The sequence below is a fragment of the Pseudorhodoferax sp. LjRoot39 genome, from assembly GCF_964253035.1.
GTDB lineage: Bacteria > Pseudomonadota > Gammaproteobacteria > Burkholderiales > Burkholderiaceae_C > Pseudorhodoferax.
The window spans coordinates 6,672,712-6,698,923 of record NZ_CAXUQL020000001.1; the positions used below are offsets into that span (position 1 = coordinate 6,672,712).

General features: G+C 64.0%; 23 protein-coding genes. 8 read left to right on the forward strand and 15 right to left on the reverse strand.

Translation table 11 applies throughout. The features are described from left to right. The first annotated feature begins 233 nt into the window (after positions 1-233). From epsA to ACSQ4M_RS31185, 7 genes are all read left to right on the forward strand, one after another. On the forward strand, positions 234-1,058 hold the full coding sequence (epsA, locus tag ACSQ4M_RS31155; RefSeq protein ID WP_436193232.1) for an XrtB/PEP-CTERM-associated transcriptional regulator EpsA: 825 nt from the start codon (positions 234-236) through the stop codon (positions 1,056-1,058). Then, complete coding sequence (locus tag ACSQ4M_RS31160; protein ID WP_436193233.1) at positions 1,051-2,475, forward strand: undecaprenyl-phosphate glucose phosphotransferase; 1,425 nt, start codon at positions 1,051-1,053, stop codon at positions 2,473-2,475. Before epsA ends, ACSQ4M_RS31160 begins: the two co-directional genes overlap by 8 nt. A gap of 8 nt (positions 2,476-2,483) precedes the next feature. Further along, the gene (gene epsL / locus ACSQ4M_RS31165) at positions 2,484-3,662 is read left to right on the forward strand and encodes an XrtB/PEP-CTERM-associated polysaccharide biosynthesis outer membrane protein EpsL (protein WP_436193234.1); all 1,179 of its coding nucleotides are present in this window, start codon (positions 2,484-2,486) and stop codon (positions 3,660-3,662) included. Positions 3,663-3,688: 26 nt separating this feature from the next. Continuing rightward, positions 3,689-4,513, forward strand: a complete 825-nt coding sequence (gene epsE / locus ACSQ4M_RS31170; RefSeq protein ID WP_436193235.1) for a polysaccharide export protein EpsE — start codon at positions 3,689-3,691, stop codon at positions 4,511-4,513. 292 nt (positions 4,514-4,805) lie between these two features. Continuing rightward, positions 4,806-6,296, forward strand: a complete 1,491-nt coding sequence (locus tag ACSQ4M_RS31175) for a lipopolysaccharide biosynthesis protein (RefSeq protein ID WP_436193236.1) — start codon at positions 4,806-4,808, stop codon at positions 6,294-6,296. Positions 6,297-6,324: 28 nt separating this feature from the next. Beyond that, positions 6,325-7,350, forward strand: coding sequence for a polysaccharide pyruvyl transferase family protein (locus tag ACSQ4M_RS31180; RefSeq protein WP_436193237.1), 1,026 nt, complete (start codon positions 6,325-6,327; stop codon positions 7,348-7,350). Between the two features lie 83 nt (positions 7,351-7,433). After that, positions 7,434-8,159 carry a galactosyl transferase gene (locus tag ACSQ4M_RS31185; protein ID WP_436193238.1) on the forward strand — a complete coding sequence of 242 codons (726 nt, stop codon included), beginning with the start codon at positions 7,434-7,436 and terminating at the stop codon, positions 8,157-8,159. Positions 8,160-8,196: 37 nt separating this feature from the next. On the opposite strand, the gene ACSQ4M_RS31190 is transcribed toward ACSQ4M_RS31185, so the two are convergent. The 15 genes from ACSQ4M_RS31190 to epsF all read right to left on the reverse strand — a co-directional run bounded on the left by ACSQ4M_RS31190 (position 8,197) and on the right by epsF (position 25,663). After that, complete coding sequence (locus tag ACSQ4M_RS31190) at positions 8,197-9,675, reverse strand: lipopolysaccharide biosynthesis protein (protein WP_436193239.1); 1,479 nt, start codon at positions 9,673-9,675, stop codon at positions 8,197-8,199. An 80-nt stretch (positions 9,676-9,755) separates the two neighbouring features. Next, complete coding sequence (locus ACSQ4M_RS31195; protein WP_436193240.1) at positions 9,756-10,589, reverse strand: glycosyltransferase; 834 nt, start codon at positions 10,587-10,589, stop codon at positions 9,756-9,758. A gap of 28 nt (positions 10,590-10,617) precedes the next feature. Continuing rightward, a complete protein-coding gene (locus ACSQ4M_RS31200) occupies positions 10,618-11,787 on the reverse strand; it encodes a polysaccharide pyruvyl transferase family protein (protein WP_436194095.1) in 1,170 nt (389 codons plus the stop codon). Further along, positions 11,784-12,932: a nitroreductase family protein gene (locus tag ACSQ4M_RS31205; protein WP_436193241.1), complete on the reverse strand. Its 1,149-nt coding sequence runs from the start codon at positions 12,930-12,932 to the stop codon at positions 11,784-11,786. The genes ACSQ4M_RS31200 and ACSQ4M_RS31205 overlap by 4 nt, the downstream gene beginning before the upstream one ends. 172 nt (positions 12,933-13,104) lie before the next feature. After that, the gene (locus ACSQ4M_RS31210; RefSeq protein ID WP_436193242.1) at positions 13,105-14,115 is read right to left on the reverse strand and encodes a hypothetical protein; all 1,011 of its coding nucleotides are present in this window, start codon (positions 14,113-14,115) and stop codon (positions 13,105-13,107) included. A gap of 67 nt (positions 14,116-14,182) precedes the next feature. Then, positions 14,183-15,022, reverse strand: a complete 840-nt coding sequence (locus tag ACSQ4M_RS31215; RefSeq protein ID WP_436193243.1) for a polysaccharide pyruvyl transferase family protein — start codon at positions 15,020-15,022, stop codon at positions 14,183-14,185. A gap of 60 nt (positions 15,023-15,082) precedes the next feature. After that, positions 15,083-16,279, reverse strand: a complete 1,197-nt coding sequence (locus tag ACSQ4M_RS31220; protein WP_436193244.1) for a glycosyltransferase family 4 protein — start codon at positions 16,277-16,279, stop codon at positions 15,083-15,085. 199 nt (positions 16,280-16,478) lie between these two features. Continuing rightward, positions 16,479-17,648, reverse strand: a complete 1,170-nt coding sequence (locus tag ACSQ4M_RS31225; RefSeq protein ID WP_436193245.1) for a glycosyltransferase — start codon at positions 17,646-17,648, stop codon at positions 16,479-16,481. 67 nt (positions 17,649-17,715) lie between these two features. Beyond that, positions 17,716-18,810, reverse strand: coding sequence for an acyltransferase family protein (locus tag ACSQ4M_RS31230; RefSeq protein ID WP_436193246.1), 1,095 nt, complete (start codon positions 18,808-18,810; stop codon positions 17,716-17,718). A gap of 94 nt (positions 18,811-18,904) precedes the next feature. After that, positions 18,905-19,885, reverse strand: coding sequence for a glycoside hydrolase family 26 protein (locus ACSQ4M_RS31235; RefSeq protein ID WP_436193247.1), 981 nt, complete (start codon positions 19,883-19,885; stop codon positions 18,905-18,907). Between the two features lie 25 nt (positions 19,886-19,910). Continuing rightward, positions 19,911-20,963, reverse strand: a complete 1,053-nt coding sequence (locus ACSQ4M_RS31240; protein ID WP_436193248.1) for an acyltransferase family protein — start codon at positions 20,961-20,963, stop codon at positions 19,911-19,913. 3 nt (positions 20,964-20,966) lie between these two features. Further along, positions 20,967-22,235 carry a hypothetical protein gene (locus tag ACSQ4M_RS31245; RefSeq protein ID WP_436193249.1) on the reverse strand — a complete coding sequence of 423 codons (1,269 nt, stop codon included), beginning with the start codon at positions 22,233-22,235 and terminating at the stop codon, positions 20,967-20,969. After that, positions 22,235-23,284 (reverse strand): glycosyltransferase family 2 protein, encoded by a 1,050-nt coding sequence (locus ACSQ4M_RS31250; protein WP_436193250.1) that lies wholly within the window; start codon positions 23,282-23,284, stop codon positions 22,235-22,237. The genes ACSQ4M_RS31245 and ACSQ4M_RS31250 overlap by 1 nt, the downstream gene beginning before the upstream one ends. Then, on the reverse strand, positions 23,274-24,164 hold the full coding sequence (locus ACSQ4M_RS31255; RefSeq protein ID WP_436193251.1) for a polysaccharide biosynthesis tyrosine autokinase: 891 nt from the start codon (positions 24,162-24,164) through the stop codon (positions 23,274-23,276). The genes ACSQ4M_RS31250 and ACSQ4M_RS31255 overlap by 11 nt, the downstream gene beginning before the upstream one ends. Positions 24,165-24,241: 77 nt before the next feature. Next, entirely contained in the window at positions 24,242-25,663 is a 1,422-nt protein-coding gene (gene epsF, locus ACSQ4M_RS31260) for a chain length determinant protein EpsF (protein ID WP_436193252.1), read from the reverse strand. A 165-nt stretch (positions 25,664-25,828) separates the two neighbouring features. On the opposite strand from epsF, the gene ACSQ4M_RS31265 reads away from it, so the two are divergent. Then, complete coding sequence (locus ACSQ4M_RS31265) at positions 25,829-26,161, forward strand: hypothetical protein (RefSeq protein WP_436193253.1); 333 nt, start codon at positions 25,829-25,831, stop codon at positions 26,159-26,161. Positions 26,162-26,212 lie beyond the last annotated feature (51 nt).

The following is a 26,212-nucleotide window of genomic DNA, read 5'->3' on the forward strand; positions in this document are numbered from 1 at the left end:
TGGCGGCCTGCCAACCAGGCATTGACCGGGGTGAGTCAACCCGGAATATTTGTCGTCAACATGACAATTTGGCCTATGAATGAGATGCCATCAGACAGACATGGACAGGCATCAAACTGGCTAATGCAGAGGACAAGGCCGGGGGACATTCAAGAAAATGCACCATTTCGAAGCACGCAGAAAGCGGCAGTGTGGTTGCGTTTCCGATCGACTGGCCTTCCCCGAGGATGTGAATGTCATTTCTGAGCAATTTATCCATCGCAGATCGCGGGCGCTGCTTCGATGTGCTGGCAGAAGTCACGCACATCCGCACGCATCTCGATTTGGTCCATTGGCTACGCGGTGGCGTCCAGCACTTCATGCCGCACGACATCCTGGTCGCCGCCTGGGGTGATTTCCAGCGCGGAGCCATCGGCCACGACATCGTCTCTCCACTGCGCGGCGTGCGGACGGCGCAGGCCAATATGTCCGCCCTGGTTTCTCAGTTGCAAGAACTGTTTGCCAACTGGTCCGCCGCGAACAAACAGCCCTACGTGACCCCTGCCCAGCGCATCAACGGCCTTCTCGGGCTCGCGCCACAGCAGGAGTTGCTCCATTCGTCGGTCCCGGCCATGCGCTCGGCCATGGTGCATGGCCTGCGCGACCTGCGCGCTGAACAGGATTGCCTGTATGTCGTGCTGAGCCGCGAGGCGATCCCCGAAAAGACCTGCGCCGCTGCGATGACGGCGCTGCTGCCCCACATCGACATGGCCATGCGCCAGACCGCCCTGCCCTCCAAGATCATCACGCAAGGCAGCGCTTGCGGAGCGCCTGCGCAGATCACCATCTCGCGCCACGGACCGGACAGCGCAGTACCCGACAACGGCATGACGGGCCGTGAGTTGCAGATCATGCAATGGGTCGAAATGGGCAAGACCAACCAGGAGATCGGCACTATCCTGGACATCAGCGCCTTCACCGTCAAAAACCACCTGCAACGCATCTTCAAGAAGCTGGACGTCTACAACCGCGCCCAAGCGGTGTCACGGCTGAAGAACAGTCACTACGCCCATGGATAGCTCTCCCATTCCCTTGACACAGGCCAAGACTGCACCCGAAGTCGTCGGCGGCGGCAGCCTGGGCAAGGACCACCCCCTCAGCTTCATCGAATCGCTGCTCGATCCCGGCATGCTGGTGCTGTCGCTGTGGGGGGTCGGGCTGTACCACACGGGTAGCCTGCGGCCCGAGTACCTGATCCTGTCCGTCATCGTGTTCGCGATGACATTCCCGGGCACGACGCAGATCCGCTCGTCGTTGCGCAAGCTGGTCACGCAGACGCTCATCAACTGGGCGGCCATCGCCGCGCTGCTGATGGTGATGGGGGTGGCCACCGGGTACAACCGCCACTTCCCCGTGGGCGCGCTGCTCATGTGGCTGTGGCTGGCGCCCGTGTCGCAAATCGCCGCCCACCGTGCCCTGCGCCTGGCAGCACCCGCCATCCTGGCCCTGCGCGGACCGCCGCGCAAAGCCGTGATCGTCGGCATGAACACCCAAGGGGTGGCGCTGGCACGCCGCATCCGCGAAACCCCGTATTCCCAGATCGAAGTGTCCGGTTTCTTCGACGACCGCGAACTGCACCGCCTGAACGCCCCGATGGGCTTTGGCCTGATCGACCGCCTTGCCGCCTTGCCGGCCTATGTCAAGGCGAACAACGTGCAGATGATCTATCTGTCCTTGCCCATGGCATCGCAGCCGCGCATCCTGCAGGTGCTCGACGGCCTGAAGGACACCACGGCCTCGATCTATTTCGTGCCCGACATGTTCGTGACGGACCTGATCCAGGGCCGCAGCGCGTCGGTGTGCGGCACGCCCGTGATCTCGGTCTGCGAGACCCCTTTCCGCGGCACGACCGGCCTGGTCAAGCGTGGCTGGGACATCCTGCTGGCCTCCGTGATCCTGCTGCTGATCGCGCCGATCATGCTGGCGGTGGCCGTCGGCATCAAGCTGACCTCTCCCGGCCCCATCATCTTCAAGCAGCGCCGCTACGGTCTGGACGGCAAGGAGATCATGGTCTACAAGTTCCGCTCGATGACGGTGACCGAAGACGGCGAGAAGAGCTACACACAGGTCAAGCGGGGCGATGCGCGCGTGACCAAGATCGGCGCCTTCATCCGCAAGACCTCGCTGGACGAGTTGCCGCAGTTCATCAACGTGCTGCAGGGACGCATGAGCGTGGTCGGCCCGCGGCCGCACGCCATCGCCGTGAACGAGCAGTACCGCAAGCTCATCTCCGGCTACATGATCCGCCACAAGGTGCGCCCCGGCATCACCGGTTGGGCGCAGGTCAATGGCTTCAGAGGCGGCGACGATCTGGAATCCATGCAGCGCCGCATCGAGTTCGACCTGGACTACCTGCGCAACTGGTCGTTGCGGCTGGACCTGTACATCATCGCGCGCACGGTGGGCGTGGTGTTCAAGGACACGAAGGCGTATTGATTTCTCGCATGAGCAGACGGGTTCATTTCGCGCCAGGCCTGGTGATCGTGCTCGCGCTGTGGTCGGCCCACGCGCTGGCGCAGGAAGAGGAGCTGGATGCGCTGAAATTCAGCGCATCTCAGTCGGTTCGGTACGACAGCAACCTGTTCCGCCGGAACACCGATGCGCAGTCCGAAACCGTGAACATCACGACGGCCACCATGGCGATCGACAAGCGCTACTCGCTGCAGCGCTTCGAACTCGGTGGCAGCGTGGTGGCCAACCGCTACCGTGCCAACGACTACCTGAATTTCAATGCGTTGAACTACCGTGCGATCTGGCACTGGAGCGTGACGCCGCGCCTGCATGGCACCTTGAGCCATACACGCAGCGAGGACATCAACACTTTCGACATCTACCGCAGCTTCGACCGCAACATCCGCACCGACACGTCGACCGGGGCGGCGGCCGAATACGAAGTCGGCCGCGACTGGCGCCTGCTGGGTGGTTTGACGCGACGGCATCGGGAGAACGAGCGGCCCACGGCGCAGGACGGAGACAACCGTCTGACCAACGTGGCCCTCGGCGTTCGGCGGCTCTTTCCCTCGGGAAGTTCCATCAGCTACCGGCTGCTCGATGGTCGTGGCGACTACTACAACCGCGTCCCAGGTGTCAGCCAGGCGCCGACCGAGTTCGACCAAATTGAGCACGAGTTCCAGTTGTCCTGGTCGGCCACGGAAAAAACCCGGCTGACCGGAACGCTGTCTTACCTCAAGCGAGAGCACCCCGGCTTCCCCGCACGGGACTATTCGGGCCCGCGCGGCAACCTCACCGCGCAGTGGAGCGCCACGGGCAAGATCGGCGTGCAACTGCGCTTTGCCCGCGATATCTCGGCTTACACGGCGAACAACGCCAGCTACACCACGGTTACCAATCTGTCTGTGTCGCCCTACTGGATGGTTGGCGCGCGTACCACCGTGTTTGCCTCTCTTCTTTACGGGAAGCAGGGCTTCAGCGGTAGCTTGGCAGGCTTCACCGAAGAAGACCGCGATGACCGCAACCGTCTGGGCTTGCTCGGCATCCGATGGCAACCCATCGACGCCCTGACGCTGGACGCCAGCCTTGCACACGAGCAACGCAGGTCCAGCCTGGACATCTACAACTACACCAACCGTACTGCGCGTTTCGACGCGAAATTCGCATTCTGACTACCGGACTACACATGCAACCGTCCATGCTCTCTCCGCTCTGGCTGCGCAGCTGGTTTCACCAGTTCGTGATCTGCTGTCTCATGCTGCTGGCATGGCCCGCAACTGCCCAGGATGCACCGCCAACCGACTACCGACTCGGCGCAGGCGACACCATCCGCGTCCTGGTCTTCCAGAGCCCGGAACTCACCATCGAGACCCGGGTGTCGGAGACCGGCAACGTCACTGTTCCGTTGATCGGCAGCATCGCCATCGGCGGTCTGAGCATTTCCGATGCTGAAACCAAGATCGCGACTGCATTGCAGACCGGAGGCTTCCTGCAGAAACCGCAGGTCAACATCGTGTTGGTCCAGGTGCGCGGCAACTTGGTCTCCGTGCTCGGGCAGGTTCACCGGGCTGGGCGCTTCCCGCTGGAGATCGCCAACACCCGTGTCACCGATGTGCTGGCGATGGCTGGTGGCGTGATGCCAACGGGTGACGACGTCGTCATCCTCAGTGGGGTGCGCGACGGCAAGCCGTTCCGCAAGCTGATCGACATCCCGGGCCTGTTCCTGGCAGATGAAGCGGTCGACAATGTCCTGGTGGCCCCCAACGACACGCTGTATGTCCACCGTGCGCCGGTGTTCTACATCTACGGCGAGGCCCAACGCTCCGGGCCCTACCGCATCGAACGCGGCATGACGGTCATGCAGGGCTTGGCGATGGGCGGCGGGCCGACGAACCGCGGCAGCGAGACCCGGCTGCGCCTGCACCGCCGAGACGCGGCTGGCGTGGTCCAGCAGACGACCCCGACGCTCACTGACTTGCTGCAGCCCAACGACGTGATCTACGTGCGCGAGAGTTTGTTCTAAGGTCTAGGCGAACCGCACGCCAGTTGGCCCTATGGCCCATCTGTCCGCTCCGATCGCCGGGGCGGACCGGCAACGAAAAAAGTACCCAGGGAGGGTGCACTATGCAGATCACCATCATTGGCTGCGCTGACGTGCTCCATCGCGGCACGGCCCACGCAACCGGGATGCTGCGCAGCCGTGTGCTCTCGGTGCGCCCCGGCCTGCCTCCAACGGAACTCGAGCCGCCGTGTGCGTGCCGCCCGGCAGCAGGAACTGGGATGCTTCCCCCAGCGCAACCATCGCTCCCGCACTTGTGAACGACATCAAACACCGCCTGGTCAAGGGCACGGCTTGGCTCAGCCTGGCGCGCGTCATCATCAACGCGCTTTCCATACTCAGCACCTTTGTGCTGGCACGGCTGCTGGCACCAGAGGACTTCGGCTTGGTGGCACTGGGCACCACCTTGATGCTGCTTGTGACGGAGGTCACGGAGCTCTCGCTGGCCCAGGCGCTGGTGCGTCACGCCGATCCGACACGTGAGCATTTCGACACCGCCTGGACCCTCAATGCATTGCGCGGTACCGTGCTCGGCGCCTTGTTTCTCGCGGGCGCCACACCTGCTGCACAACTGTACGGCGATCCCCGGCTGGTCGGCATCATGCTGGCCCTGGGCAGTAGCATCTTCTTGAGCGGCCTGATCAATCCGCGCCGCGTGCTGCTGACGCGCCAGCTCGTGTTCTGGCAGGAGTTCGTGCTGAACGTCGGCCAGAAGCTGGCTGGTGTCGCTGCCTCCATCCTGGTCGCCTATCTCTACCAGAGCTATTGGGCATTGGTGGTCGGCATCGTGGTCACGCAATTGGCTAACGTCGCCATTTCCTACATGGTCTTGCCGTTCCTGCCGCGGGTGCGTTTCGCGCATGCGCGCGAGCTCTTTTCGTTCTCGCTGTGGATCACGGCGGCACGCTTCGTCGACACATTGAACTGGCGCTTCGACCAACTGTTCGTCGGCAAGCTCCTGGGTAGCACGGCCCTGGGGCACTACTCGATGGGCAGCACGCTGGCCTCCATTCCGACGCGGGAGACCACCGGCCCGTTGCGCCAGACCTTTTTTCCCGCCTTCGCCAGCATGCAGAACGACGACGCTCGTATGGCCGCGGCCTACCAGCGTGCCCAGGCCGTGGTCACGGCGGTAGCGCTGCCGGCTGGCATTGGCGCCGCGCTTCTGGCCGATCCGTTGATCCGGCTGGTGATGGGAGAAAAATGGGTGCCGGCCATTGCGATCGTGCAAGCGCTCGCAGCCGTGTACGCGCTGCAGACCCTGGGATCGTCCGCCGACTCGGTCGGCATGGCCAAGGGACAGACGCGGCTGCTGTTCATGCGCAGCCTGCAGATGCTGCTGGTGCGCGTGCCCCTGATCGTCGTCGCCACGCTGTACTTCGGCATGGCAGGCCTGGTGCTCTCGCGCGTGTTCACCGGCCTGCTGGCCGCCCTCGTCAACATGTTCGTCGTCCGCCAGTTGATCGGCGTCGGCGTGCTGGCACAGTTTGGCGCCAACCGCAGGGCGCTCACCGGAGCGGCCGTCATGGTCGTGGTCACGCTGGGCGTGATCCACCTCCTGCCTGCCGCGAATGGAGCGCACGATCTCTCCATGCATTTGCTGGTCATCGGCTCCTCGGCCGTCGCCAGCTACTGCCTCAGCACATGGCTGATGTGGATTGGCGCGCGCAAGCCGGCCGGTCCCGAACAAGAATTGAAGCAGTTGCTCGGCAAGGTGCTGGGCAAACTGCGCCGCAAAGTCTCCTAACGAGCCGATGACCCAGATCGGAACACAGATGTCGCACCCTTCTCACCAGAAATACATTGCAGAGATGCAGGACCGGATCCATGCAGTACTTGCACCGTTGGTCGGCGACCAGCCGCTGGCCGTGATCGACTTTCCCGACATCCGCAATGTGGGCGACTCGGCCATCTGGGTCGGGGAAATCGCCTATCTGAAGAACAAGCACCACACGGAGCCGCGCTACGCCTCCACCGTCTGGGACTTCTCGGAAGAGGAGCTGGAACGCGCGGTTCCGCAGGGCCCCATCTTCATCCACGGCGGGGGCAACTTCGGCGACATCTGGCTCTCGCACCAGGAGTTTCGCGAGCGCATCCTGCAACGCTTCAAGCACCGCCGCGTCATCCAATTTCCGCAGTCCATCCACTACAACGATCCAGCGCGCGTCGAACTGACGGCACGCACCATCGCAGCCCACAAGAACTTCGTACTGCTCGTGCGCGACCAGGAGTCGCTCGAGTTCGCGCAGAAGCGCTTTGACTGCGAAGTCCATCTGTGCCCCGACATGGCCTTCAGCATCGGCGCCATCCAGGCCGGCCAACCCGACCTGCCGGTACTGGCCATGCTGCGCGAAGACAAGGAAAAGGTCGGCGGGCGCGACCTGAGCGTGCTGGGCGATTGCCCCGTCGAGGACTGGATCACCGAGCCCAGGCTGCCGGTGAAGATGGCCAAGGTTCTGGGCCGGCTTTCACAGCTGTCCACGCTGGACCGCAGCATGATGCGTTTCGGCAAGCTCAATGCAGCAGCGAATCAGCGCCTGGGCCGCGGCACGCGCCAACTCTCTCGCGCGCGCGCCATCGTCACCGACCGCCTGCATGTGCACATCATCTCCACGCTGATGGGATTGCCGCACGCCGTCCTGGACAACTCCTACGGCAAGATCACACGCTTCATGGAAGCCTTCCCTGGCGCAGAGAGCGTCACCTACCGTGCCAGTTCGCTGGCCGACGGCTTCGAGTGGGCCCGCGCGCAGGCGCAGCAGCAAGAATCCAAGGCAAGCAAACAAGGAGTTGCATCTTGACCGCCATCACTTTTTTGATCCCGGTGCGCCATTACGCCAATGCACGAGACTGGTCGCTTCTCAAATCCAACATCCGTCAGACGATGGCCTCGATCGCTGGCCAGACCCACGGAGACTGGCGCGGCATCATCGTCGCCAACGAAGGCTCCGACCTGCCGCCCCTGCCCGAGCGCTTCGAGGTCGAGTGGGTGCACTTTCCGCCGAACGACATGCACGACCAGCAGAAGGCCGCAAGCCGTGAGCAGTTCCATGATGCCTTCCGGCTGGACAAGGGGCGCCGCGTGCTCAGCGGCATGCTGCGCGCGCGTGACAGCCGCTTCTTCATGATCGTCGACGACGACGACTTCGTCAGTTCCGGTATCGCCCGGCACGCCGCCAGCCACCCCGAAGCGAACGGCTGGACCGTGGACCGCGGCTATGTATGGAGCGACGGCGGCAACCTGATGCTGGAGCATGACGACTTCAACCAGGTCTGCGGCACCTCGCTCATCGTCCGCACCGATCTCTACCAGTTGCCAGAGCGCTTCGAGGATGCCACGCCCGAATACATCAAGTCGATGCTGGGAAGCCATGTCGGCTTGCACCGCATCCTGGACGAGCGCGGCACACCGCTGCAATCGCTGCCATTCCGGGGGGCCGTCTACCGCGTGGGCCAGGCCGGCTCGCACAGCCAGTTTCCAGGCATCATCCGCAGGTACTTCCTGAACCGCAATGCCTTGCGCAAGCCGGCGCAATTGCTCAAGGACGTCAAGCGCTTGCGCCGGGTCAACGCGGAGATCCGCCAGCAGTTCTTCGGCAACGCCACCTGACTGGACACGGCGCACTGCAAGCGCCTGCGCACGCCGCCTAGCGTCGCGAACGGAACAGCTGGCGGACGTTGCGCAGGGCCTGCCATCCACCCGGCCACAAGGCGTTGGCAGCGAGCCAGACAGTGGCAAAGGTTCCCAACTTGAGGCCCAGCCCCAAGAGCAAAGAGGCCTCGCTCATCAGCACGCTGTTGCCCACGGCGAGCACGGCGACCACTGCAACCACCGACGTACAGGCAGGCTGCCCAATCGCCCCCCAGAAATCCGCCATCCTGATGGTGGTTGTACGGAACGACAGTTTGACCGTGGGATACAGCAGCAGATAGATCGCAATGCTGTAGCTGATCGCCACGCCCATGGGGCCCCAACGCAGCCCGGCCACGAAGGCAAGGCAGACCACCACGGCATTCATGACGCCCAGGACCAGGTAGTCGCGCGAGCGGCCCGACGACAGCGCCACCATGCCCCGCAGACTGGCGACGGGCTGGATGAAAGCAGCGAAGGCCAGGGCCTGGAAGATCGGCACGGCGCCGCCCCACCTGGGGCCGAGCAAGAGGCCAATGACCTGCTCGGCCGCGACCGCCAGGAAGGCCACCAGCGGCATGGAGGTCAATGCAAGCAGGAAACTGACCTTGCGGTAGTAGGCACGGAACTGCTCGGGCTCGCCGCGCAGCTGGCTCATGGCCGAGAACGCGACAGCGGTGATGGGCGCGCGCAGGTTGGTGATCGGGAACATCAGCAACTGGTAGGCGCGGCTGTACAGGCCCAAGGCATCGGCCCCCCAGACGCGGCCGATCAGCACGTTGTCCAGGTTGCGGTGGAAGTAGTTGATGAACTCGAAGGCCGTCACGTCGCCGCCGAAGCGCAGCAGGCGCCGCACCCCCTGGCCACGGCGAGGCCGCTGGATCCGCAGCGGTGCCAGCGTCACCAACAGCAAGCTCGTGGTCAAGGTGCCCGCGATGGTCCCCCAGACCAGCGCCCAATATGAATACCCCTGCAACGCGAGCATGATCGACGCGCCGAAGCTGACCAACGCACCTGCGATGTCTGCCACCGCCTTGCGTTTGAACAGCAACCGTCTTTGCAGCGTCGCCGCATGCTGGCTGCCCAGGCTGGCCAGCACGAAGGACACGGCGACGCACATGGTCACGGGCACCAGCGCGGGTTGGCCGAATACCCAGCCGATCAGCGGCGCGGCCGCTATGGTCAGCATGGTGAGCAGGGCGCCCGCCACCAGATTGAGCCAGAACAGGTTGCTCGCCTGCGCGGGCGTCAAACTTTCCGCAGCCTGCACGGCGGCGGCCGAGAGACCGAAATCCTTGAAGACCCCGACGAAGCCCACGACGGACATCACCATGGCAAGCACGCCGAAGTCCTCGGGAGCCAGCAGGCGCGCCAGCACCGCCGTGGAGGCGAGGCTGAAGAGGACGATCACCGCTCTCGCGCCGACGGTCATCAGCCCGCCCCAGATGGACTTCTTCTTGATCTCGGCCAGGTCGACTGGCGGCGTGGGCTTCATGGACCCGGAAACGGCGGCGGCAAGGCTCGGCGATGCGCCGCCTGGCAACTCGGAGCCGGAGCGATCGGCTGGACCATGGCTCACTTCGCTGTCTTCGAATGGCGCTCGTGCAGGTGCAACAGCCGGCAGGCCAGGCGGGCCAGCAGCCAACGCGCCGTGCTCATGGGCGGATAGGTCCTTGGCACGGCATTCCTGGGGCTTTGCCCATTCATCTGCGCGGCGCGCTCTACCAGCGCGGAGAACTCCGTAAGGCCGGCGATCTGGGCCTGGCCGAGCCGGATGCGACGGCGCTTCTTCATGAGTTCGTACATGGTGTGGCGGGCCTCGTGCTGGACCACCATAGCCGGGCACCATCCCATCTCGTGCCCATGCGCACGCGCACGAATGCCGAACTCATAGTCGCCCCCGCTCTGCAGGCGCTGGTCAAAGCCTCCGAGCGCGAGAAATGCCGTGCGCCGCATTGCGGTGTTGGCTGTCGCCGCCCAGCCTTCGGCAACATAGCGGCCCTGGTTCAAATGCGTGCGCGCGTCGACCAACTCCACGAGCGAGGGCGGCGAGTACTTGTAGGTCATCTCGATGGGTCCGGCCACACGGCTGCCCTGGTGCGTGGCGAAGTGGCCGCGGATCGCCTCCAGCCAGCCCGCACATGGCAAACAGCCCGCATCCGTGAACGCAAGAATGTCGCCGCTTGCATGTGCCGCGCCCATGTTGCGCGCAGCGTAGCTTCCGCGCGTACCGCAGACCAGCACCCGGATGGCAGCGCCTGGATGCTGGCGCGCGAACGCTTCGCACACCTGCTGGTCTTCGGCGCCCGAACCGTTGTCCACGATCAGCAGTTCGTCGGCCGCGCCCAGTTGAACGCGCAGCAAAGCAGCGGTGGCGACGGCCGCCGCCGAGTCGCGGTAGGTCGGCATGACGACCGAGATCTTCACCATACCGCTGTCATACCGCAGCAGGGTACCTGCGCCGCAGCAGGCCAAAAATGTCGGCCCACATCTCTTCGCTGCGCTGCTGCTGCTGCTGCGCTGCGCTGCGCAACGCCGCCCGCGCCGCACTGTCCTGCGCGGCCTGAACCAGCAGCTCCAGCTTGTGGGGCCAACTGCTCTGGTCGGACAGATCGATGTTGAAGTCCGGGCAGCCATAGTCGGACATCAGCTCTCCGTACTTGTGCGTCCAGCCGCAAGCTGCGGAGGGAACAGCAGCGGACAGTGCGCTGATGAGGCCATGAAAGCGCGAGGACACAGTGGCATGCGCGGCGCCGATGATGGCCTTGGTCACGAGCGGTGAAGGCTCGTCGACGACGTCGATGGGACGGGACAGCAAGGCATTGAGTTCGCCCGCCAGCCGGCGGTCACCGCCGCCCTCGTGGACCAGCAGCAGGACTTTGCGGTCGGTCGCGAGGAAGCGCTCCGCACAGACACGCAGGAACTCCAGGTAGCCCGCGCGCCGGCCCGCATCCTGACCGACGACCACTTTCTCGTTCGGGATCAGCAGGAACGCCCCCTGCACATCGGCCAGTCGCTCCGGTAACGCCGGATGCAGCAGATTCGTGAAATCCGGACTCAGGCGCACATTGCCGGCCTGGGCACCTGCCGCATGCACATAGGCCATCGAGGCCCGGTCGCGCACATAGACCATGTCGGCGCGGCCTTGCGCCTCGCGCCACGCCGCGGCCATCCCCCGGCCATCGAACGGGCCAAGTGCTTGCGGCAGCAGGATCAGCGTCTTGCAGTCCGTCTTCCAAGGGCCGGCAACCCGCAGCAGGCGCCTTTGCAGTTTCGGCAGGCCCCAGTAGTCACCGTAGGCAAAGCCGGATGCGTCCAGCACCACATCGATCTCGCTGGGCGACAGCAGGCCCACGCCCTTGCGAAGCCGCTGTGGCAGCAATTCGCTCAGACGCGAGGTGTCCAAGCGGCCCCGCTCCCGCGGGAAGGTGCAGTGCAGGCCCAGGCTCAGCCGCTGGTCGGCGGGCCAGGTCAGCGGCACCGCCAGGCGCGCCTTCGGAAATTCTTGCCGGAACTTCTCCCGGATCGCCTCGAGCATCAACAGGGCCCCCTTGTTGTGGGGCGAAACGCCGAGGATTTCTACGTTGATCGGCTTAACGTGCTTCACATCCAACTCAGCATCTCCTGGACGCTCTTCTTCTCGGAATGGGGTACCAATCCAGTGGGATCGGGATACCCGACAGCCATCAGCATGACGACGCGTTCGTAGGGTGCCAGCTTGAGTAGCGCTGCCGCCTTGCGTTCGCGGGCCTCCATGTCGGGCCAGTTGATGGAGCAAGACGCCAGGCCCAGGGTCTCCAGCGCCAGCATGAACTGCATGTTGGCCAGGCTGGCATCGATGTAGATGATGTGGCGGTCGCGCTCGAACGGGTAGGCGCTGAGGTCGCCGACCACCGCCAACATCAAGGGGATGCCTTCTGCATAGCCGGCCGTTCCCATCGGCAAGCGAGCCAGCTGCAACTTGGTCGGGTTGTCGGCGACAGCGATGTAGCGCAGTGGCTGGCGGTTGCACGCAGATGGTGCCTGCGCAGCGGCCGCGACGGCATGCTCGATGGCCGCACGCGGCACTTCGACCGGCTTGAAGTTGCGCACCGACGCACGGCGTTGCGTCAGCGTCAGGAACTGGGCATAGCTCACATCGGTCTGCGGCAGCTGCTCTTGGGCCGCGGGGACGGCGGGCGCACCGGCGCCAATCGTCTCGCTGGCCTGTGCGCTCAGCCGCTCGAAACGCTTGGGCTGGGGCGCAGATGCAGCCCAGCGCGTGGCAGCAAAGTAGGCGCACAGCACATCGTGTGCATACCGGATCAGTGCGTGTTCGTGCGGTTGCGGCGCCTTCAGCAGATCGCCGAAGGCCACGAGTGTTTCGTCGATGTAGTCGAGCGCAAAGCGGTCACGGGCAGGCACCATGCACAGCCCCTTTTCCAGCCGATGGATGTTGCGCCGAACGACCACCGCAGCCACCCCGCTCGAGGCCACATGGCGGATGTGGTGCCAGCGGCCGGCCAAGGTGGCGTGCTGCTCGCGCGTGAACGCCGGATTGAACAGCAGGTAGTAGATCTTGGTGCAGAACGGGCTTGCCGTGGCCAAGGGCAGCAGTGCGCAGTCGATACGGTGTAGCACGCGGCCGATGCGGCTGCGTGCAAAGCCGAGCGCGCGCACATGCAAGGGCTTGCGCGGAGCGGGCGCAGCCTGGGGCCGGGTGGGTTCGGCCTGCTTTTCATCGCGCGCGATGCCTGCAGCATTCGTGGTCATGGAAACACCTTGTCTTCGGAAGAGAAAGGATGGCGGGCGCGATGGTAACGCCTGGTAACACTTTGCGCACCAGCCGATCGGCTCGACAACACGGTTGAAGCAGCACCGGCTACTAGTCCTCCGTGTGGCGGCATGCAGCAGGTGGAGATGCCCGCGCGGAAGCGCCGCAAGTTTAGGCGCCCGGCACGATCCTGCGTAGAAAGCCATCGATTGCGCGCCCGATCGGGGGCCAGTCGTATGCGTCCAGCGGCGCCGCCTGGCTGCTGGCCCGGGCGCGCAGCCGCGCGCCGAAATCCTGCAAAACCTGCGGCGTCAGCTCACCGTCGTAGAGGTACAACCAATCTTCCCCCACATGCTGTTGCAACTCCGGCAGGCTGCCTATCCTCGGCGCCAGGACCGGGCGGTTGCGCGAGAGCGCGTGCAATGCAGAGCCACTGTTCAGGATGTTGCGGTATGGCAGCACGACGCCGTCGCATGCGTCGATCAGACGCTCAACATCCGCATCGTCGAGCGGCGTCGAACGCGCGTCGAGTGTGATGTTGGCCGCCCCCGCGGCGCGCGTCTGCAGGTCGGCCAGGAGTTCATCGGCGTCTTTGGCCATGCCGCTCATGTGCAGGCTAAGACCTGGCAGGTTGGCCGCTGCCGAGACCAGGGTGTCCAGATTCTTGTATGGGCGAATCAGTCCCACGTACCCGAGCCGCACAACGCTGCCAGGCGGGCTGCATGCACTGGGGGAAGCCAGCGCCACATCGCGGTAGTGGCCATGGACAGTGACCAGCTGTTCCTTGGCACGCAGTTGCGGATAGTGCTCCTCCACGAGTTGCTGCGAGCGGCGCGACAGGAAGATGACCCCGTCGAGCGTATCGAAGAACCGGTCGCGCAGCCTGTCGTCCACGGCGGCCGTGTCATGGGGCGCCAGGTTGTGCGCCACCCACACGACGCGCTGCCCCTTGAACAGCTTCGCGGCACGGAGCATGAACAGCTTGGCGTAGGACTTCAGCGAGCCGGACAGGCCCCGCTTCAGGAAAAACTGGTCCGGCCAATGCAGGATCACCGCGTCGCTGGCCCATAGCCCTGCCCCGCTCCACGAGAACTCTCGCGTCGCGTTGCCCGCCGATTCGATCGACGAGGAGAACAGGTCGATGAACTTGTTGAGCGGCAGCGTGCGGGGCATCAGCGCCACGTTCAAGTTCCGCTTTGATGGGTTCATCGGGGCTTCACGCACTTCGTCGTTCCTCGAGGGTTCCAATTCATTCGGGGCGGTCGCCGTCTTGCCACAGATCCAGCGGAAAGGCATCCAGCAACGCCTGGGCACTGAACACCGGCGGCGGCTGCCCGCCCATCTCCAGGGCCTGGGCGATGCTGGTTGCCGCCTCGATCGGGCCGCGGCCGGTGCCACGCATGTAGTCGTCGTACTTGAAGGACTTCTCGGTCTCCGACAGCCGCACGTACCGGGCCGGTATGCCATAAGCCTCGGCAATCACGATGCCGTGCAAGGAACTGGAGACCACGAACTCGGCTTCGAGAATGCGCGCCACGCAGCGGTTCCAGCTGTCCAGAGGCGAGACGAGGTCCTTGGCGCCCTGCTCCGTGAGCAGCCGCATGTCGTGGAGATTGGGCACCACGACATGCGGGCGCCTGGCCACGGGCACGAAGCGCCCCGGAAACAGGACCGGCAGCAGCAGCGCAGGATCGCCGTAGATCTCCGGCACGGCGATGCCGCGCGCCAACAGGAATTCGCGTGTCAGCGGGCCGCGCACGGCGCGCACGTCCAGTTGGCTGTAGCGGTGCACGGCGGGATCCATCTCCTTGCCGTTGACACCAGAGCCCCAGACCACGTCGCCGGTGCGGGCAAAGTGGATCACCGAACCGATCGCCAGCAGGCGCCGGGGCTGGCGTACCGCCTCCTCGATGACATGGCCGCGGTCCGCGAGGACCTTGCTCACCACCACCCGCGCCAGGTGGTCTCCAAAGTTGCGGTGGCCCGATGCGGGCGACCACGAGAACACCTCGATCTCGGAAAAATCTGGCGCGGCGGCAGGAGCCTTCGGCGCCAGTCGCCGCATCACCTTGTTGAAAGCACGTTGCATGGGCATAGGGATCACATCGAATTCAGAGCAGCAAGGTGCCGGGGAAGTGCGCAGGACACCTCACTGCCGTGCCACCTGGCGTTCGCGGGCAAACATCCAGACCTCTTCGTAGCGCTCGATCAGTCGCTCGACCTTGAACTCCTCGCTTTTGACGAGGCACGCTTGGCGATACGCCTCGCCGTTCCAATCGGCAGCCAGGCGCCGCACGAGGGCACTCAGTTGCTCCGCGTCCCCCGGACGCACAACGAAGCCGGTCACGCCCTCCTCGACGATCTCCGGCATGCCGCCGCTGCGCATCACGATGGAAGGCAGGCCGTGTGCGTAGGCTTCGTAGATCACACGGCCCAAGGGCTCCTCCCACACCGAGGGCACGATCAACAGGTCGATCCGCGCGAAGAGATCCGCCGGTTTGGTAAATCCCAGGAACTCGATGTTGGGCGCTGCGGCGTAACGCTGCTGGAGCCCATTCACGTACTCGTCCGCCCCTTTGCCTGCGAGCAGCACCCGCACCTGCGGGGTCTGCGCCAGGCCGTCGAGCATGAACTCCAGGCCTTTGGTGGATTCCAGGCGCCCCAGGTAGCCCACCGTCAGCTGGCCAGCGAGACGGGCAGCGCACGGAGCCTGCGGCGCGGCCACCAGGTCGCTGGCGCCGTGGATGATGGCCTTCTTGGGAACATGCGCAAACATGCCCGTGCCCTCGACGCGCTCCAGCAGCCGCGCACTGAGTGAGATCACGGCCTCGGGAATGTCGGACATGGCGCGCCGTGGCGCGGTGAACACACGACAGGCCGTGCACTGGCGCGTGCAGTTCTCGCCGTTCTTGAACATCGAGGAATTGCCGCAGCCCATGTAGTAGTCGTGCAGCATCTGCACCACCGGAATGGAGCGTCGGCGCGCGGCATGCCAGACAGCAGCAGAAAATCCCAGCAGGTTGCCGGTCTGCAGCACTTCGGGTTGTTCGCGGTCCAGGATGCGCCCCACGCGCCGCGCCATCCAAGGGTTGTAGGCGTCGATGGCGTGCCACAGGGCCCGCCGCACCGCGCCGCGCGGCACGGGGCTGAACGGATAGTGGACGTTGGCCAATGGCACGTAATAGGTGCGCACGCCGTTGAGCTCGCCGCTGCGCGCAACGCCATCGGGCGCCAGCGAGATGACGGCGGCCTCGTGGCCACGGCGCACAGCCTCCTCGGCGATCGTCTGTACCGTGCGTTCGGCGCCACCCACGCCGTTGGGGGCATACAAGCTGCCCACGAACACCACTTTCATGCGGCCTGCCCTCGGCCAATGCGCCGGCCATCCCTGCCCCTGGGCGCACCGTGCATCCGTTCCGAAGGGGTCACTTCTGCCTGCATGAGGACGAGCGTGATGCAAGGCCCGGGCCAGCCGTGAACGCTCCAACCGTCGGAGCGGCCCAGGCGCAGCCGCGCTGCTGCACTGGCACGGAGACGCGCCGCCCTCATCGCGCTGCCTCCATGGAAGAAGCACGGCCCAGCAGTTCCTGGTAGAGCGCGCGCGTCTGGTGCCCGATGCCCTCCCAGGAATCCTTGCTGTCCATCTCGCGCGGCAGCGGCCGCTGCTCCACGGCCTCCTGCAAGGCTGCGGCCAGTTCGCGCGCATCGCCGCTGGCGACCAGCCGGCCGTCGTCCGTACCGTCCATCTGCTCGGCAAACACGCCGACCCTGCTTGCAATCAACCAGCGGCCCAGGGCCTTGACCAGGAAGTACACGCCACTCGCATCGATCTGCCGGTAAGGAAAGACGAAGCAATCGGCCTGCGAGAACAGCTGCGCCATTTCCTCTTCGCTGATGCGGCGCAGGTCAAAGTCGAAACATTGGCCGATGCCGAGTTCCGCGATCCGATGCTGGATGTCTGCGAGTTCCATGCGCGGGCGCCCAGCGACGAAAATCCGCAAGCGCGCCTGGATGGCCGCAGGCAAGGCACCGACCGCCTCCACCAGCACATCCAGGCCCTTGTAGGGTTTGATCTCGCCGAACAGGACCACGTTGTACGACGCGGCAGGGGCAGCGTCCACGGGCCGCGCGGCAACAGGATGAGCGATCCGCAGCGGCCCGTGCGGAACCACGCGGATCTTGGCCGCGGGCACGCCGACGGCAATCAAGTGCTCGCGGCCGGTCTGCGTGTGCGTGATGAGGCGATGCGCCAGCCGCAATGGAAGATGAAAGCCCATGCGCTTGAAAAGGGACATGCGCTCGCCGTTGAACGGCACCGAGTCGTGCACCGTGAGCACGACAGGCTTGAACAAGCGAATCACCCCGATGGCCAAGGCATCGAACAAGGGAAGCACCAACCACTGCACGTGCACGACGTCGGCACGGTGCTTGAAGACCCGCGCCACCAGTGCGACCAGCCCGCCCAGGTGCGCAAGCCCCTTGACGGCGGCGCGCCAGCCCGATGCATGCGCACTGTCGGTGCGGCGATAAAAGAAGTCATCCACGTACTGTGCGGGAATCTCCTGGCGGTCACCCGGGCGCACCGGACGGACAGCCCACATCGGAGAGACGCCCGCCCCGACGAGGCCCGCCGTCAATGCCGCGTCGTAGGGCGCCGTGAACAGCGACGGATCGACGAGCAACACTTTGATCGGAGGCTGGATGCGAGGCGGCATGTGGAGGTCGGGAAGAAGTAGAAATCGTCGAATGCCGGGTGCACAACGGGCACCTGGTGCAGCCGCATCACCGGCGCTGCGTGATTGGGGTGGGCAGGCGCCCCAGCGACTGGAGCCAGCGGCGCAGGCCAACCTCCAGGTACTTCCAGGTCAGGAGGGAAGCCAGGCAGGAAATGGCGAAGGCCACGACCACGAACACCATGATCGACGGCCAGGTACCCAGACCAAGTGCGGGCAGAAGGAGCCGCTTGACCGGACTCATCATGATGGGATGAACCAGGTAGAAACTGAAACTGATGGTGCCCAGCCACTGCATGCCGCGCGATGCCAGGATGCGGCCGTGCGCGCCACTGCGAAACAGCAGAATCCACGCGAAGAACCAGCTTGCCCCCAGGAATGCCGCGAGCGTGGCCAGTCCATCTCCCTGCATGGCGAAGTCGACCAGCGTGCGGCTGAGCGCCGCGTTGTCGACACCGGTGCTGAGCCAGGCCACCCACGCCACAAGCAGTCCCACCCAGCCCCACCGCATCCAGGCGCCCCGGGCACGCAGCCAAGGCTCGTACAAGGCCGCCAGAACCCCAGGAACGAAGAAGAGCGAGCGCGGAAACAGCACCACGAAGATCAGGGCCGGCAACAGGCACAGAATGCGCAGCCAGGTCGCGTGCCGGCGCGCCAGCCAAACCGTGGCGGCAAATGCGTAGAAGAACAGTTCATAGCACAGTGACCACTGCGCCGGATGGATGTTGTGCACCGGCAGCACCGGCTCCAGGATGAGCAGGCTCGGGATCAACGTCAGGGCATCGGGCCGCGACCGCATCGGCGTTCCCGACAGGTGGGACCATGCCGCAGCCCCGGCCAGCAGCGCGCAAGCGAGAGGCAACCACAGCGGAAAGATGCGCAGCACGCGGTCGCGCATGAACAGCCTCACATTGGCGTGCCGCCGCAAGCTGTGCACGATGACATAGCCGCTGATCAGGAAGAACACCTCGACGCCGTAGCGCAAGCCGTGGCTCAGCCACAGCAACCACGCCGTCAGCGGCGACGTTGCGGGCGGCAGCAGGCCAGAGTTGACGACGTGATAGATAAATATCGCGACGACGCAGGCGCCGCGCAGACCGTGGATGCCGGCATGGTGTTCCGTGCTGCGGACCGAAGAAGACATCGAACGCCTCAAGAATCAATCCGCTGGGTGAGTGCCAACGCGCAGGCCAGACCGACCCTCTCCAACGCGTGTGCGCCGCTGCTGGTGCAGACACTCATCGGCCAACTCCAAACGCGTCCAGGTAAATCCTTCCCGAGAGCGGCTGGTTTCCATCGGAGATCTTCGACCTGTAGTCCTTGGCGTAGAAATCCCAGTAGCTGTGGTACTCGGGTGGGTTCTCAGCAATCCACCGCGTCATGCCCTGCATGAACACAGGGTCGTCACCCCCACCCTTCCCGTCCGGGCGCGTGCCCGTGCCCCATTCAGGGAAAGATGTGGGCTTGCCATGCTTGCGGGCAAAGTCGCGATGCCAGCGCAAACCCACGGGGCCATCTCGCATTTCCTTCCAGCGCTCCTCAGCCGTCGTACCTGGACGGAAGTAATTGTTGTTGTAGGCATCGGCACCGATGATGTCGACCACGTCGTCGCCGGGATAGGCTGCCACCGGCGAGGCCACGCCAGGGCCGATGATCGGAGTCCAGTCGAACCGGAACTGCGCCCCCGGGACGCTTCGCATCACACCGACCACCCTGCGCCAATGTGCGATGTACTCTTCCGGCTTCTTGGTGGCATCCCACCTGTACCACGGCGCGTTGAACTCCCAGCCAAGCCGAATGATCGCTGCACCATTCCCCGTACCGATCAGTCGCCGCGCCACAAGAGCAATCTTGTCGTCATAGTCGCCCCGCGCACCGGCCTCAAGGGTAAAGCTCTTGTCACGAGGAAGCATGGGCATCGACACGACCACTGGCTTGCCTGCTTCCTGCCAACACTTGCCGACCCAGCCTGCCGCCCAGGCCATCGCTTCCCACGAGTCCCAGGACAGAAAGTCGACAACGAAATCCACTGGTCTGCCGATCCACGCTTCAAAGGCTGGCAACTTCTTGCGTGCATCGCAGCCGGCGCCCAGGTAGACGCCAAGTCGCGGTTGGGCCACGGGAGAGGCACCAGCGGCTGGCTGCGCGGACGCCAGCCCGCCTGTCAGCATGGCCATGCCAAGCGCAATTGGCAACACAAGTCGTAGCAGCTTCAGCATGGTCTGATCCTCGAGGTTTGATCACTCATGCCGCAGCGCGTTGGCGCGTCGCAGGCATTCCGAGCAGGGGAGCGAAGTACCGTTTCAGCAGGAACGCAGCAGGGACCGTACAGACGATGGCCCACAGCGCGAACAGTAGCGAGGCAAGTTGGCCATAGTGCCCTGCGCCGAGCATCTTGGCCAAACCACTTCCTAGGTTGATGAACAGCGCATGCAGCGGAAAGATGATCAGGGTGTTATGCGCCAGCCACTGCACGATGAGAGTAGCACGCAGGCGCGAAGCCACAGTGAAGAGAACGGCAATGCCACTGAAGGCCGCGACAAAATAGATTGGCCAGCTCGGTCCAAAGTTCGCCAGCGCGAGATCCACCCGCCCCTGCGACGAGGCGCAGCCCAGCCAAACCAGCAATACGGCGAGCAGGATCGGCAATCGCACCCATCCAGGCCGCGTGACGGCGCATTGCACCAACGCCGAACCCGGCCTCGCGCACCGCCCTGCGGAGAAGAAGACCAGCGCCACCCACGCAATATCGAGGCCCCACGGTAGACGCGTGGACCAAGGCAAGGTGGTCGCCATGAGCACCGCTGCGATCACGCCACTGCCCAGCGCCAGCCAGCCGTCGCTCCGAACGAGTTTCCACGCCATACGGTAGAGCAGTTGCGTCACAAACATGCATGGAAAGAACCACAGCGCCATGTTGACGAACAGATCAGCCGACAAGCCGGTCACCATGCTGAACAAGGCATCCAGAACCGTCAGGTCGCCAAACTTCCCTGCTCGGGTCCCAATGTTGCGGGTGGCCACCCAATAGCCAAGCGAGATCACAAAAAACAGCACGTAGGGCCTCAACAGCGATCGGGCAAGCTCGCGTGCCTGTGATGCCAAACCCTGCTCCAGGCGCTCTGTCTTCAACAGATATCCAGAAATGAAGAAGAACAGCGGCATATGGAAGCTGTAAAGCAAATCGCCGACCAGATCAGGAATTCCCGGACTGTGCCCCCATACGACGAGAACGATGCCGACCGCCTTGCAAACATCTATGAGGCCAGATCGCGCTGGAACAGAAACACCCTTCATCGATCAGACAGCACCAGGAAGACGACGAACTCTTTGTTCAGACTCCGCCCAGACGAGCAAGACAAAAGCCAGTGCATGCGCGAATGGAAAATAGTTTCCACTCAGTATGAGACAGATCGCCAAACCAACCTTCAGAACCAACGGCGCTCTGGAGCGCCCAAAGTAATAAACCAACAACCCGAAATACAGGGTCGCCCCAAGCAATCCAAATTCAAAGATAACCTTGAAAATTGCCATTTCCGATACGGGATAGGTTGCGGCCAGCATGTAGAACTTGAATGTACCAGCCCCGTAACCGATCAACGTACGAACTGGGTCGGGCCACAAGAACTCATCAAACATGTAATACCCTCCGACGAACCTCGCAAAGCCGCTGGAGCCCGTAGAACCGAATTCACCGATACGGGAAATCATGTGACCCAGGATCGGAATGTCTTTGAAGACCGACCCCAATGCAAACAGTACGAACACGCCGGCAAAAAAAGCCGTGACCAAGCCGATTTTCCCACGCTCCACAGCGAATACCACGAGCGTTGCCACGAGGAGCAACATCCCCGTTCCAGAATAAGAAACGACCATCGCAACCATTGCAACCGCGAAATACCACCATCTGCGTTTGCTGATCAACTCGATGACGATGCAAAGCGCCATCAGCTGACTAAAAACTGACGGCTCCACCATCACCATCCCATTCGCGCGATAGACAGTAGCCCCGTAAGCAATCGGGGCCTGCTGATTGAATAGGCTGACAATGAAGTCTTTTGGGAAAAAATTCTCCAGCGGAAAAACCAGATCCGCCGGAACGGCGAATTGAAGAAAATACTGGAGTATTCCAAGAATGGCGATGATCAGGCCGACATTCTGAATTGACCGGACGATCCGAACAAAACTTGGTGGCTGCACCATTCTGACAACATAAGGAAAATGCAGCATCGCCAGCAGAATCAGCGACATCAGCGAGTAGCGGCTATCTGCCATCGACTGCATCGCAACAAGGCTGCCCAACACGAACAGATAGGCTGCCGACGCCCTTGGCTCAAATACCAGACGCTGGAAAATCAAAGCGATGCACACCATCGCCAGCATGGCGGGGATGGCGACCGATATCCCCGCTGCGCCGAGCGGAGGAACCGCAAACTTGGACGCAAAGGTCGCCGTCATCACAGGCACCCAGAAGAGTCCCTTGTCGATATACCACTGCAGATGCCGGACAGAATGCGCCCTGCCCGCTTCGGCATCGCCCAACCATGGCGTGGGCAGCGACGTGGACATCAGGGCTCGGTCCGCATCAGACGTTCATCGAACACCAACGGGTCGGCGTGGCTGGCCGACCAGGGCGCTTGTCGCAGGAACGCCATGCTCCACAGGAAACCAACTGCCCAGGCTGCATGCATGGTGACTGCAGCCGGTCCGCTCCACATCCCGCACGTCGAACGCTGCTTCAGCGCAATACCGATCGATGCCGCCAATAGCGCAAGCCCATAGATGGCTGGAAGCACCAGCAGCCAGGGCAGCCAAGCGGCGGCCACCAGCGCAAACACGTTCGCACACAGGAACACGGGAACAGCCAACTGACGCAGGCGCATCGAACCGGGGTGCTTGCGCACGGTTCGCGCCCGGCCTTTGCCATAGCCGAAATACTGCCGCCACAGCCCACGCAAGGTGCTGCGCGGGCTATAGCCGATGCGGATGTCTGCATCCAGGTAGATCCGGCTGCCCAGTGCCCGCTGGCGACAGTCCAGCTCGGCGTCCTCGTTGTGCGTGAAGGTTTCGTCGTAGCCGCCGGCCCGTCGAAAGCTCTCCATGCGGAAAGCGGCGTGGTGCCCGTGGTCGATGAACCCGCTGTGCCGCCCCCCCCGGTGTGCGGAACCGCCGGACCCGAGCGGCGTGTCCGACACCCAGGCCACGGCGCGTTGCACGCAGTTGTGTCCGTGCGAATCCATGGGCACCACCACAGCATCCGCCTGAACGCGCTCCAGCGTGGCCACCAGGTCCCGCACGAAGCCATCGGGATAGTCGGCGTGCGCGTCGCAGCGCACCAGCACATCGGCATCGGCACCCAGCTTGCGGGCCGCCAGATTGACAGCGGCACTCTGGATGCGGTGGGGATTGGGAAGCAGCGACAGCCACGGTCGGCTCGCGGCCAGGTGGTGGACCTTCTCGACCGTGCCGTCGGTGCTGCCGCCGTCGGCCACAACGACCCGCACCTTGTGCCGAGGATCCCACCCACGTGCCAGGGTATCGAGCACATCTTCGATGTGCGCCGCTTCGTTCAGGGTGGGGATCACCACCAGAACCGTTCGGACGCTTTCAATGCTCATTGAGCATGACCCCGGCAATTTTGGCGTGGGAGCGCGCGATCTGCTGCACCAGCGACTGGATCGCATCCATGCGCGTGCGGTCGCGCCGACCAATGATCAGGGCCGCGCCGCAACGCGCCGCGAGCACGCGTCCGTCCGCGCCATGCTCCGCGGCCGGCGTGTCCACGATCACATGCTGGAAGCGGTTCAGCAACTCCTGCATCAAGAAAGCGAACGACGAGCGTTGCATCAGCTCTAGCGGATTGGGCGGCAGCGTGCCAACCGACAGCAGGTGCAAGCCTGGCAGCGCTGCCACTGGCTGCACCGCATCGGCGGTCGCGCGTCCGGCAAGGATGTTGCTCAAACCGTTGCCAGGCGGCACGCCGAAGAGGTGGTGCTGCCGCGGTGTTCGCATGTCGGCATCGAGGAGCAAGGTGCTCTCGCCCAACTGGCTGAACGCCACGGCGAGGTTGGCGGCAAAGTAGGTCTTGCCGTCTCCGACGTTGGGGCTCAGAACGGCCAGCGCGCGCCGGGGCTGCCCTGGCGCAAAGACGTCCATCAGAAGCTGGCTGCGCACGTCGCGAAAGACCTCCGCGGCATCGCAGAACGGGTCGGTGGCCGCCACCAGTTCCGTGCTCAACCCGGTGAGACCGCCTTCTGCTGCGTACGGGTAGTGGAACTGCTGCGAGAGCGCCCACAGCACGTCGTCACGCGAAGCGAGCTTGAGCGCAATGGCCGCCTCACCGAAGCGCACACCATGCTGGCGCTGGTACTGCAGGATCTGCTCGATCTGCCGTGTGTCCAACTTGCGCAGATCGCAGATCAGATCCCCGATCGACCGGTCGACCAGTTGGCCACCAGCGTCGAGAGAAGTAATAGACCCATCGGGTGTGGTTGTCATGGATTTCGCAGGGGTTCATGCCCGGCATCGGGCACGGTGGTCGATGGACGTGAATCAGGCACGGATTGCGCAGGCACTCAACCGGTCTTGCCGGGCGTGCTGTTGGCGATCTGTGCCGTCCACCGCGCACGCAAGCGCGGTGCGCGCCGCGTCGCACCCGACCGTTCAGGCATCACTCCCAACACGGGCAGCCGGAGCGTGCGCGCCACATCCTGCTCGCTGCGGAGCCGGCGATCACGCATTTCCGTGGCCAGCGCCGTCGCCAGCGCCAGCAATGTCGCGGCGATCAAGCCGATCGCCATGTTCATCATGACGCGGGGCTCCGACGGGCTCAGTGGCTGGGTCGCATCCTTGAGCACGTTGACATTGGTCTGCGTCGCGTTGCTCTCCACATTCGTCTGGCTGGCCCGCGACATCACCGTGTCATAGGCACGCTTGGCGTTGTCCACGTCTCGCTCCAGCACGCCGGCCTCGTCACGCAAGGCCTTCAGGTGCAGCACCTTGTTGCGCTGCTCCTCCACCGCTGCCCGCGCCTGGGCGAGCCGCCCCTGGTTGACGCTGTTGCTCACGGTGATGCTGCCGGTGACACGCTTGGTCTCCGTGGCGATCCTTGACCGCAGTTCAGCCAGTTTGGCCTGCAGCTCGACCATCTCGGGATGCCGCTCTCCGAGGCGCTCGGACAACTCCTTCTGCCTTGCTTCCTGGCGCGACAGTTCGGAGGTCAGCGACACGATCACCGGATTGGCCAGCACCTCCGGCATGCGGTCGGCATTGCCGACCGCCTGACTCTGGCGACCACCCGACTCATTGGCCAGATTCTGCAGGGCCACCATCTGCGAGGACAACTCCATCAGCCGCACGTTTTCGACGTCGACACGTTCGTCGGTCGCCACCAGGCCATGCTCACGCTGGTAGCTGGAGAGACGAGCCTGCGCCTTCTCCAGATCCTCGCGCAACTGCTTACCATATGTGTCAAAGAAGCTGTTGTACTGGCGCGCCGGATCGACGCGCAGCTCCAAGGTCGTGGCCATGTAGGCCTTGATCCATGCATTGACGACTTGGGCGGCAAGCGCGGCATCCTTGGAGGTATAAGAAACGGTGATGACGTTGGAATCGCGGGTGGGCACCGCATCCAGATCCTTCAGCAAGCCAGCCACCAGCCAGGCGTTGAAGTCACCCTGGCCCTCCGACGCGGTCTGCCAGATCTGGCGCCGCTGCTCGTCCTGGTCCCAGCCGAAAGCTCGCACTACGCGCAGTGCGACACGATCGCTGCGCAGAATGCTCAACTGCGTTCCGATGTACGAATTGTTCGTCACGCCGGCCAACGCACCGCCAGCAATCGGGTCGGCCTTGACATCCAGCACCATAGCAGCCGACGCTGTGTATTTGGGGTCCTTGAGAAACGTCACCGCTGCCACCAGGGCAACCACCGCAACCCACACCACCGCCGCCAGCCTCCAGCGGGCACGCAGCAACACAAAAATATCCGCAAGTCTCATCTGACGGCTCTCCTGAAGACGGCGATTCTCGGGCCAGTCGGCCTCGACACAGCCTTCGATAGTACTTTCAGACCACTTAGTCCATTTGGACTATTGCTGCACTGCACAATAGTCTACATACTAACCCTGAGGCTCCAATCCACTTTGCACAATAAGGACTCCACCATGCGGAAAGCTTTTTCCATTGCAGCATGCGCGCTTGCCCTCTCGTGTGCCGGGATGGCACAGGCAGCGAACGAGTCGGACGCTGTGTCGTCCGTGACGAACCAGATCAGCAGCCGGTTGCAACAATTGGTCCAGTTCGTCCAGGGAAATCCAGCCGCCGCGCCGAAGACCCAGACGGCTTTCGACGCAGGCAGCATCGGCAACCGCAGCCGCACCATGGTGACCGGCGCACCGGTCGCGCAGGCCGAAGAGCAGACCGGCCAGGCGATGCTGCTGGCAGGCTTGCTGGTCATGGGTGTCATCATCAAGCGCCGCTCCGGCAAGCGCGACTGAGCGCCATCCCACCCATCGGCCAGCACACACCGCTGGCCAGCTCCTCATCCC

Bases quoted from the DNA above. Each gene is read 5' to 3' on its own strand.
- epsA (WP_436193232.1), top strand. From the start codon at position 234: ATGTCATTTCTGAGCAATTTATCCATCGCAGATCGCGGGCGCTGCTTC.
- ACSQ4M_RS31160 (WP_436193233.1), top strand. From the start codon at position 1,051: ATGGATAGCTCTCCCATTCCCTTGACACAGGCCAAGACTGCACCCGAA.
- epsL (WP_436193234.1), top strand. From the start codon at position 2,484: ATGAGCAGACGGGTTCATTTCGCGCCAGGCCTGGTGATCGTGCTCGCG.
- epsE (WP_436193235.1), top strand. From the start codon at position 3,689: ATGCTCTCTCCGCTCTGGCTGCGCAGCTGGTTTCACCAGTTCGTGATC.
- ACSQ4M_RS31180 (WP_436193237.1), top strand. From the start codon at position 6,325: ATGTCGCACCCTTCTCACCAGAAATACATTGCAGAGATGCAGGACCGG.
- ACSQ4M_RS31185 (WP_436193238.1), top strand. From the start codon at position 7,434: ATGGCCTCGATCGCTGGCCAGACCCACGGAGACTGGCGCGGCATCATC.
- ACSQ4M_RS31190 (WP_436193239.1), bottom strand. From the start codon at position 9,675: ATGAAGCCCACGCCGCCAGTCGACCTGGCCGAGATCAAGAAGAAGTCC.
- ACSQ4M_RS31195 (WP_436193240.1), bottom strand. From the start codon at position 10,589: ATGCCGACCTACCGCGACTCGGCGGCGGCCGTCGCCACCGCTGCTTTG.
- ACSQ4M_RS31205 (WP_436193241.1), bottom strand. From the start codon at position 12,932: ATGACCACGAATGCTGCAGGCATCGCGCGCGATGAAAAGCAGGCCGAA.
- ACSQ4M_RS31215 (WP_436193243.1), bottom strand. From the start codon at position 15,022: ATGCAACGTGCTTTCAACAAGGTGATGCGGCGACTGGCGCCGAAGGCT.
- ACSQ4M_RS31225 (WP_436193245.1), bottom strand. From the start codon at position 17,648: ATGCCGCCTCGCATCCAGCCTCCGATCAAAGTGTTGCTCGTCGATCCG.
- ACSQ4M_RS31230 (WP_436193246.1), bottom strand. From the start codon at position 18,810: ATGTCTTCTTCGGTCCGCAGCACGGAACACCATGCCGGCATCCACGGT.
- ACSQ4M_RS31235 (WP_436193247.1), bottom strand. From the start codon at position 19,885: ATGCTGAAGCTGCTACGACTTGTGTTGCCAATTGCGCTTGGCATGGCC.
- ACSQ4M_RS31240 (WP_436193248.1), bottom strand. From the start codon at position 20,963: ATGAAGGGTGTTTCTGTTCCAGCGCGATCTGGCCTCATAGATGTTTGC.
- ACSQ4M_RS31245 (WP_436193249.1), bottom strand. From the start codon at position 22,235: ATGTCCACGTCGCTGCCCACGCCATGGTTGGGCGATGCCGAAGCGGGC.
- ACSQ4M_RS31250 (WP_436193250.1), bottom strand. From the start codon at position 23,284: ATGAGCATTGAAAGCGTCCGAACGGTTCTGGTGGTGATCCCCACCCTG.
- ACSQ4M_RS31255 (WP_436193251.1), bottom strand. From the start codon at position 24,164: ATGACAACCACACCCGATGGGTCTATTACTTCTCTCGACGCTGGTGGC.
- epsF (WP_436193252.1), bottom strand. From the start codon at position 25,663: ATGAGACTTGCGGATATTTTTGTGTTGCTGCGTGCCCGCTGGAGGCTG.
- ACSQ4M_RS31265 (WP_436193253.1), top strand. From the start codon at position 25,829: ATGCGGAAAGCTTTTTCCATTGCAGCATGCGCGCTTGCCCTCTCGTGT.